Raw genomic sequence first — 9,274 nt, 5'->3', positions numbered from 1 at the left:
GCTTTTAACTGTAGCTCCTTCTCGAAGCGAAAGTCGGACAGCAGTTACCTTAAATTCCGTAAGATATTGTTGAGTTTTTTTACCTGATTTATAAGCTGGCATAAACACCTCCAATTACTATTGAAGGTGTCCACTAGATCGGGTCAACTACAGAGTCACTCTTAAATTGTTTGTTAGGGCACTACTCTCAAAGATGACCACTTTACTAGCCACCCTTTTGAATTTACACGACTTTTAAACGTTTCTTGTGACCTTTTCGGGTTATGTGTGACACAGTAACCAAATAATGATTCATACCCAAAAGCTGATATGCATTCGTACTTTTCAGGAACAACTTGTCGGATACCAATTGCCGTTTCTTTCTCTGGCCAGTAGCTCATAGCGTCTAGTGAACTTGTATAAGGTAAGTCACCATTGCGAGTGTGCATTATTGCCTGATTTCGAACTTGCCAGTTAATTTCCGGCATTAGCTGCTTAAGCTGAGCTTCATAGTATAAATATGCATTATGATCTCGCTCGTCAGGTGCGAAATAGATAACATCCGCATCATTCAATGGTGTCGCCACCTGAAAACCATGTAATGCATCCCACACAAGATTTCGGACGAAACCTGCTGCAATATAGCATTGAGGTAAACCCAATTGAGATACACACTTCAAAGCGTTAACTCTAACTGGATCTTGTTTGATTAATTCTACGATTCTGTCCATTTCGTCCTGTGCCCTAACGCCCTGTTAAGGTGTGAGCAACGCAATACTGATGCCGCTGCATACCACCTAAAACACAAAACGCAACGCATAGCAAAAATGCCAAGCGTTGCGAATCACTCTTAAACAGATTGTTAAGTTTATTTGTTCGAATATTTCTTAGCCAACTCTAAATCTTCTTTAGTTAATCTAATGCCGCTCACATTAATTCGTTTAAATAATGACGATAGTTTTCTATTATCAATATGTTTAATCTTATAAAGAGGAAGTGAAAACTCTTTTATCTTGTAATAAAAATCATCTAGCTCATGTAGGAGTTCACTATTCACCGCCCCAATGGACTGTATTGCCTTGAAGTATTCTTCTGGATTAAATAGTGAAGACAAAAGTATAGATGTTTCACTCGTCTTCTCCCCCATCGAAAACTGTTTATTCTTCAAGTCATACCAAACTTTAAACTTTTCGTTTTTACTATTAAAGCAATTATATAAAGTCGATAACCTTTGTACGCCATCAATAACTAAATAGTGATGATAAAAATTACTCTCGGTTTTATTTGGTTTCGGAAAAAATGACTCTTCTATATCTTTTAAAGGGTAATCAGAAGTATCAACAGCTAAGATTATAGTTCCAATTGGAAAGCCTTCAGATATTGATACAAATAGGTCTATAATATTATTTTCTTCCCATGAATACTTTCTTTGAAAAGCTGGCACTTGAATCAAGCCATCTTGCATTTGAAGAAATAGTTTATATAGTGAGATTGTTTCTAGTGCCATATCATTATTCACCATGCTTCTCCTTACCCAAAACAGAATTTCTTGACTCTAGAATAATTGACTCTAATAAATGTAAAGTATGACTTAAATATCCAACTTTAAATTTGCCTGATTCAAAATTCCACTTCCACTTGTCAACATCCTCTGTATCTACCGAACGTTCTTTCTCATAAAACTTATGAGTTATGCTACGAAGTACTTCTTGAAGTTGCGTTGTAACTTGTACTTCTACCTCAACTTCAGCCTCATACGAAGTAAAATCTATATTAAACAGTTGGACCGGGACTTTTACGTAAAAATGATACGCATAATACCCATCATCACGCTCTTGGCTGTAAGATCTATGTTTTAAATTTAAGGAAGCAGCAAATTCAGACAACTTCTCTGTAACATATTTCGGGCCATCAACGTACTTACAAACCAAGCAACCTCTAATTATATCATTAAAGCTCACAACTAAATTAGTAGTCGTGATCCATCCATTTTTCGGTTGCTCTGGAAAGTTTTCATTCCACAGAACATTAAAACGAAAAGATTTATCAATAGCAGATTCAAACGGTTTTGTAAAAAAGGTTGGCACAGAGTCACTAGTATAAAGCTGACTATCCGTCTTTTGATTATAGTCTTCACACCATTGCCCGGATTTATCATTGAGTTTTTGAAAAAACTCGTGCTTCTCAACAGTAGTTTTTATCGATGCCATATTGGCACGATACATATTAGCAACTGCCGGGTCTAGAAACCTAGATTCCAGATGCTCTTCTGCCCAAGGGTAATATGATTCTAGTGTTCTTGGGTTCTCGTCCAAAGTATGCTCTCCATGATTTAACGAGGAAACTGTAGTAAATCAGACACTTATATCATATACATTCACACACTGTAAACTTAACGCCCAATTAAGGGGTGAACAACGCCTCCCCCCAAACCTAACGTATTGTGCCATAAACACTAAATTTGAAGTAGAAGCAAAAATGCCAAGCGTTGTGAATCCCTCTTAAATTGCTTGTTAGGTTTGTACCCACGAGCTTTGCATTAGCCTATTGTACGGAATTTCATATGTATCCAAATAATAAGCAACAATAGACTGGTCGCCACCCTGCTTCCGATACAACTCAATATATTGAAACAGACCTTTTGCAGCATTGTGTGCCTGTAACCATATATCTCTATCTTGGAATAGTACTCCATTAGGTTGCTTACGAAACTTTAAGCTTCCCATCAGTTCAGATAAATGATGCTCCCAGTCTATAGAGTCACTTTCTAGCAATGTTCGTAAAGGTAATTCCTTTAAATCGTCAAAAGCGCCAATATCATGCCCCCATACCCAAGGAGATTCACAAGTAACCACCATTTCATATGAACTTTTCAAATCTTGCTCATATGAACGAATTGTAAGTAAGATCTCTGAATTTACTTGTTGTCGTTTGAGGAATTTTAAATTCTCTAAACCAGCAAGAAACGCTAAAAATGCGAATAGTGGACCAAGAACACCACCAACATAACTACCAAAGCTCCCCCAGTCGCTTTGGTCATTAGAAAGTCCAGAATGAAACTGAATGAAAAACACACCTAACGTTGAAATTGTTACCAACACTGCCCCGATAAGAACAGCATTTTCACGCTTAAAGTATTTCAATTTGAACTCCTAAAACCTAACAGTTCTTAGACAGAAAAATTCTGCATTTAAATATAGAATTTTTCTATCTAGTTTCTTATGCCATCAATTGTACTAAATTTAGTTCTTCCATAACAGTGACTTATGATGTGCGCATGGAAATTCAACAAGCAAATATAGAAACTTTCTATCTAGTATGATTCACATTAAAATCATCAGGTTATGTACATAGAAACAGTATCTAACACCATGCAAATCTGGCGTTCTTCCAGAGCAAATTAGCCCCTGTAAATCCAATGCTTGACCCTATACGGTAAGGTGTTTATATTGTCGCCCGCCCAACGGGGCACATCCTAAAATGCACGCCGGCCATCCTGCCATCACTGGTGCATTTATATTGGTGTTTTGAACTTCCATGCTAACGAAACTTCGTCCTTTTACTCGTGAATCGGGTGCGCTTATGCATCTTTCGATTCCAATCATTTTGACTCAAATAGCTACCCAAGCGATGGGATTTGTCGATACGACAATGGCTGGCCAAGTAAGCCCTGCTGATCTTGCCGCTATTGCACTCGGCACTAGCCTTTGGATTCCCGTGTTGCTGTTGTTACGTGGTGTGATTATGGCGTTAACGCCTGTAGTCGCTTACCACCGTGGCGCTCGCGACTTTCAGAGTATCTCTGTCGAGTTTTTCCAAATGGTATGGCTTGCATTAATTGCTAGCGTACTGCTTATCGCTTACTTGGTGAGTGCTAAACCAATCTTAGAATGGATTGGCGTAGCCGCTGAGATCATCCCAATTGGCAGTGACTATGCGTTTGCCCTAGCCTTTGGTGTACCGGGTATTGCCCTGTTCTACACCTTGAACGGCTTCTGTGAAGGGATGAACAACACCAAAGTACCGATGATCATTTCGGTAATTGGTTTGCTGATTAACATTCCAGTCAACTACGTGCTTATCTACGGTAAGTTTGGCTTCCCTGAAATGGGCGCTGTGGGTTGTGGCTGGGCGACAAGCTTGGTGTATTGGCTAATGTCGGGCATGCTGTATTCCTACATTAAAGGTCATCACCACTACAAGACGATTATTAGTTTTACAGACGCTAAGCCAAAAGCAAAAGAGATGCTTCACCTTCTAAGGTTAGGTTTGCCTATCGGAATGAACATCGCGGTATGTGGCAGCATCTTTGCGGTTATCGCATTGATGATCGGCCGTATTGGTGCCGAGAATGTGGCAGCGGCGCAAATCGCTCTCAATATATCGAGCCTAACTTATGTGATCCCGATGAGTATCTCGTTTGGCATTACGATTCGTGTTGGACACGCTTTGGGTGAAAAAGATGAGCTTGGCGCGATTGAGCGCAGTAAAGTCGGTATTTTGGTGGCAGCATTAATCTCATTGCTTTCGGTAGCGATGTTCCTACTGTTCCCTGAATTAATCATTAGGCTTTACACCACTGACCCAGTAATCAGTGCAACAGCGGCAGTGTTATTGACCTTTACCGCTATGTACCAATTCAGTGATGCTCTGCAAACCTCTGCAAATGGTGCTCTGCGTGGCTATAAAGATACCAAGATCCCGATGATCTTAGCTATCGCTTCATACTGGGGCTTAGCGTTACCACTGGGTATGGTGTTGGGCTTAACAGATCACATTGTTCCTGCAATGGGTGAAGAAGGCTTTTGGATTGGTATTCTAACGGGCTTAAGTGTGTCAGCAGCTCTCATGCTACTTCGCTTACGTTACGTGATTAAGAAGCGTGACTTGCCACCAGCAGATGCGGTAACGGCAAATTAAGAGAAACCAATAAACTGATACAAAAAAGCGCGTTATTGCCATTGGCGATAACGCGCTTTTTATTCGAAGTCTAAAAATCAGTTACAGGATTCGGTTTAACAATTGTTGTTCACAATACGAACTGTACACTCACATCCTTCATCAGGACATTGGCTGCCATTTGTTCGGCCAAAAGAGTCATAAAGAACAAAGCAACCTTGGCGCGTCTCTAGATCCGCATCCGTTATGTTCGTGCTATCTAATTCAGCTTGGGTAAAGTCGTATTCATACCCGATCACAGTGTGTCGATTACCAAAATCAGAAGTTAAGCTGTCATCATCTGATAAGGTCATAAAATCGATCATCGTCAATTTGTCGCCCGACTCCCCTCGGCTTTCCGGACAAAGTGTGCCCCAGTCAACCTCAACACTGCCGATACCAAAATCGATCACATAGTTGCTCTGATCTCCTGGGTTTGATGCATCAGGGTTAAGCCCAGCGATAATAGCTTTAGACGTTACCTGTGTGATTACTCCTTCCATTGCACCCGCAACACCCTCAAGTACCGCTTCTCTTGCTGATTCTTGGATATTAAGAAACCTCGGCGCTGCTGTTACAGCAATAATACCGATTATCACGATCACAACGATTAATTCCATTAACGTAAAGCCGTTTTTCTTCATAACACCCACATCATGCGACAACTTAAAATTAGATAGCTCAATCATTAGATAACTTAATGAATTATCATTAACTATACATCCTGAATAACACACTTAAAACTCAACTTAGAGCGTGATAACACAGTCAACCTCAAATCATTTTATATACATTAAGTTGATATAATTCTTTGAAGCGTTATCACACAAGGGTTAAATCGAGTTTTCTACATGTAGTTCTGTTGAGTTAGCTGAGGCTAAACAAGGATCGATTTTAGTCCAAATATTTGAGCTAGCGCATGAAAGACTAAATAGAGAATGTATACAGATAACGCCAAGGCGAACCAATTGGTCCGCCTTCATGTTTCAAGAGTCGTACTTAGAAAATCGAGCTCAACAAGCCATATCTATCGATTGATCGCCAGATATGAGCCTGCAGCAATCATGATGCCACCAGCGCTTTGGTTTAACCGTTTATGCGCGCGCGGGGTTTTAAGCAAAGTCACCATGCGCCCCGCTCCCATCGCAATCAGCATCAAGCCAGCCATTAGTGCAATAGAAGCTAATACAGAAACTAAGACGATGTCTTGTGAACGCAAAACCGTTAGATCAACGAACGTTGGTAAGAACGAAATATAAAACAGAATTACTTTAGGGTTTGACGCTGAGATCAGAAAACCTTGCGCGAAGCTAGCAAGTTCTGATTTCTGACTTTTTTTGGCTGCATGCTCTGCCGAACCTTGCACTTCAGGTAAGGCCTTAAACATTTTGTACCCGAGGTAAATAAGGTAAGCTGCGCCGACATAACGAATGATCTCGAAAGCAAATGACCAGTTCTCCGCAATGGTTGCTAAACCAAAACAAGCAAGCGCTAGATAAATAAGATCACTGCATATCATGCCTAAAGAAAGGGAAATGCACTTTCGCCATCCATCGACCATTCCACGAGCCAAAATCGCAAATACGCCGGGCCCTGGAGTAATGCCAAATATAAACATGGCAATAAAGAATGTAACCGCACCTTCAAACGACATTGGCTTGTCCTTATTCATAGCTCAACATGATATTTGCTGAACGTAACATGCGTCCTTAAAGGGAGTAAAGAAACTATTCACCGATCCTTTACTTACGGTATCAAGGCGTTTAAATCTGCTTTTATTACTCGCTTAGAATATTCACCTAATGACAGTCGCTCGCTAATTAAAAACGTTCAAAACCTTTAATACTAAAAAAGCGAACCGTATGGCTCGCTCTTTATACTTCAGCTTCAGTTGAAAAGAAACTTATCTAGTTCGCGATTGGCGACAGTAACTTAGGGTTTACGACTAAGTTTCTCACACCGTGTGCGTGGTCTTCATTAAAGTCGTTCCCCTCACACCAGCTACCAACCGTTGCGATGTTCACTTTCGCCACTTGTGGTCTCACACTCCATGTGACTTGGAACGGTGAACCTTGTTCGTTGTAACCTGGGCCCGTAGTCGAGCCTGCATATTGAATGGCAGAACCTGTATTTTGTGGAATGTTCGTCGCTTGGTGCAAACCATTCACTTTAGAGTGCTTAGCTAGCTCTTCAAAATCGAGCGCTTTGTTATCATTAACTAAGACGTAGACTTGGGTTTCTACACGTAGCTGAGGGTTAGTAATTGCATCATTGAAACACGCCCCTAATGTTTCACCCGGCTCCACTTGCGCCGTTGAGTACACATAATGCACTTCAATAGTATCACCGGAATGAAGCGAACCATGATCGCTCGGACAAACCTTACCCTCAAATGGTTTTAGTTCAGCCTCGCTTAGCTTACCTGTGTATTTGAATCCACTTTGGAAACCTTTGCCGTCACCATTACCCGCATACTGGGTAAACTCACCGCCTTTGTGCTCTGCATTTTTATGAAAGTGAATATTACATAAGTTCATCGCGGTTGAGTCTGGTGCATTTGAGAACAAGCGCTCGTTAGTACCCTCAGATGAACCCAAGTCACGCGGCGCTTGTGGACCAAAGCCTTTACCTTGCGTATTTTCCGACAGTTGCGCTCTTTGCTCTGCTATCACACTGTCTGAAACCGCCTCATGACTGGCATCTGACGCACTTGCTTGCGTGGATAACATAACCATGGCGACGCTTAAAAACACACTTTTGTTTTTCATATCTCTTCCCTAGACTCTTATTTATTAAACCTAACTGACTGTGTCACAACAGCATATTACTATGCTCACGAGTGAATATAAGACATTGTCTTTGTAAGATTAGATTTCAATGCTTACTTTGGGAGAGTATTCAAACCCTTAGTGCATATAACAAGATCAATAGGTTAAATACGGCGACTCCCTTCCATAACAAGTAAATACCGAGCTGCGCTGACCTGCCCCTTACTCAAATCCAACTCTTATTGTGTTAGTAAGCAGAAACAAGACGTTACGTAATCCTGACGAATTCCAAATTCAGGCTCAAAAAAGGCGAACCAATTGGGTCGCCTTTTTTGTTTAGTCGTAATTTTTAAAATCGAGCTATTGTGCTGGTCGCGTTCCTGAAGCAAATATTCCGAAAGTCATGACATTCAAAGCATCTGTCACACCCTCCAAAGATTTTATGACCTGCTTCGTAGGCCCATTATTGAATATATGGTTACCCAAGCCTTTTTCGCCGTTAGCCTTAGCATGCTCCTCAGGAGGTTGTTTATCTGTCACTTGGGTCTTTTCATTAGCATCAGATGATTCACTCAGTTCATGAGAAGCCGAGCCATCATCACCATTGATATCACTGTCTTCTGAGGTAATAACGGAACTCTCATTAACATTATTTGGGGCAGGCTCAATGACCACTTCGCTTGCTGTCTCCTTGACCACAGCCTCTTCGACACTGTTATTAATCACTTTTTCATTGCTTGAGATATTTTCGTCGGTTTGATTTTCACTTGTTGTCGCACAAGCGGATAAAAGCAACAGGCTAATAGTTATTATGAATAATTTTCTGACCATGACGATTGGAACTGGATTAATAAAACATTGTTCGATTGTAAGTAAATTAAGCCACATGTTCCAGCTACACACTTACTTTGTGGTAACGAGATGTGTACATAATTACGTACTGCATAGAGATTCTTGGCTTTACAGAGTCTTGCTTCAAGCTTTAATAGAGTAACTGATTTATGGGTAGCACAATCCACCGATATCGACCTACTAATAATTCGAGACTTCGATTAGGTTACCATCAGGATCTCGTAGATAAATTGAGGTGATCTTGTCCACTGCACCCGTTCGCTCGACAGGCCCTTCTTCGATGATCACACCTTGTCCCGTGATATGATCGAATACCTCATCAATAGGTGTGTTGGTAATGAAACATAAGTCCGCACTCCCGGCTTGAACATGCTTAGCCTTAGGCTCGAACTCTTTCCCTTGCTGATGGAGGTTTATCTTTTGATGACCAAACGACAATGCCCAACGTCCCTCACCAAATTGAATCGGTTTCATCCCTAATACGCTTTGATAGAAATTTACTGTTATCTCTATATCTTTAACGGTTAATACAAGGTGATCTAGATGACTTATTTCCATAAAAGTAAACTCTCCAAAAATGACAGGCTCCCCGATTTAACCATTCGCCATGAGCGCAGATATAATCCAGCGCTTAGAAGAGTGACACAAGTAAATTATACGTAGGTAGATCCCATTGTTGACGAATAAAGGGAGCACGTCTGAGTGCTCCCTTTGTCTATTTGTCTTAGCTAAACTCT

The 9,274-nt window shown here is 40.8% G+C and carries 10 protein-coding genes; 1 reads left to right on the top strand and 9 read right to left on the bottom strand.

Features of this window, described 5'->3' with window-relative positions:
* Positions 1 to 173: 173 nt before the first annotated feature.
* The 4 genes from F0228_RS01975 to F0228_RS01960 form a co-directional block, all read right to left on the bottom strand.
* On the bottom strand, positions 174 to 710 hold the full coding sequence (locus tag F0228_RS01975) for a nucleotidyltransferase family protein (RefSeq protein WP_105058154.1): 537 nt from the start codon (positions 708 to 710) through the stop codon (positions 174 to 176).
* Between the two features lie 137 nt (positions 711 to 847).
* Entirely contained in the window at positions 848 to 1,501 is a 654-nt protein-coding gene (locus F0228_RS01970) for a DUF262 domain-containing protein (RefSeq protein ID WP_171761795.1), read from the bottom strand.
* On the bottom strand, positions 1,491 to 2,294 hold the full coding sequence (locus F0228_RS01965; protein WP_171761794.1) for a hypothetical protein: 804 nt from the start codon (positions 2,292 to 2,294) through the stop codon (positions 1,491 to 1,493). Before F0228_RS01965 ends, F0228_RS01970 begins: the two co-directional genes overlap by 11 nt.
* Positions 2,295 to 2,492: 198 nt before the next feature.
* Complete coding sequence (locus tag F0228_RS01960) at positions 2,493 to 3,122, bottom strand: hypothetical protein (RefSeq protein ID WP_171761793.1); 630 nt, start codon at positions 3,120 to 3,122, stop codon at positions 2,493 to 2,495.
* A gap of 394 nt (positions 3,123 to 3,516) precedes the next feature.
* Between F0228_RS01960 and F0228_RS01955 the strand changes: the two genes are divergently transcribed.
* Complete coding sequence (locus tag F0228_RS01955) at positions 3,517 to 4,899, top strand: MATE family efflux transporter (RefSeq protein ID WP_171761792.1); 1,383 nt, start codon at positions 3,517 to 3,519, stop codon at positions 4,897 to 4,899.
* A 95-nt stretch (positions 4,900 to 4,994) separates the two neighbouring features.
* Here F0228_RS01955 and F0228_RS01950 read toward each other — a convergent pair whose 3' ends face one another.
* From F0228_RS01950 to F0228_RS01930, 5 genes are all read right to left on the bottom strand, one after another.
* Positions 4,995 to 5,537, bottom strand: coding sequence for a hypothetical protein (locus F0228_RS01950; RefSeq protein ID WP_061031336.1), 543 nt, complete (start codon positions 5,535 to 5,537; stop codon positions 4,995 to 4,997).
* Between the two features lie 407 nt (positions 5,538 to 5,944).
* Positions 5,945 to 6,571: a LysE family translocator gene (locus F0228_RS01945; protein WP_171761791.1), complete on the bottom strand. Its 627-nt coding sequence runs from the start codon at positions 6,569 to 6,571 to the stop codon at positions 5,945 to 5,947.
* Positions 6,572 to 6,824: 253 nt separating this feature from the next.
* Positions 6,825 to 7,685, bottom strand: coding sequence for a delta-class carbonic anhydrase (locus tag F0228_RS01940; RefSeq protein WP_171761790.1), 861 nt, complete (start codon positions 7,683 to 7,685; stop codon positions 6,825 to 6,827).
* 360 nt (positions 7,686 to 8,045) lie between these two features.
* Positions 8,046 to 8,573 (bottom strand): hypothetical protein, encoded by a 528-nt coding sequence (locus F0228_RS01935; protein WP_253820267.1) that lies wholly within the window; start codon positions 8,571 to 8,573, stop codon positions 8,046 to 8,048.
* 144 nt (positions 8,574 to 8,717) lie between these two features.
* Positions 8,718 to 9,095, bottom strand: coding sequence for a VOC family protein (locus tag F0228_RS01930; protein WP_061031005.1), 378 nt, complete (start codon positions 9,093 to 9,095; stop codon positions 8,718 to 8,720).
* Positions 9,096 to 9,274: the final 179 nt, after the last annotated feature.

The organism is Vibrio sp. 99K-1, from assembly GCF_013114585.1.
GTDB classification, from domain to species: Bacteria; Pseudomonadota; Gammaproteobacteria; order Enterobacterales; family Vibrionaceae; genus Vibrio; species Vibrio chagasii_B.
The sequence above is the reverse complement of the archived record's forward strand: the minus strand, read 5'-3'. Positions and strand labels throughout refer to the sequence as shown.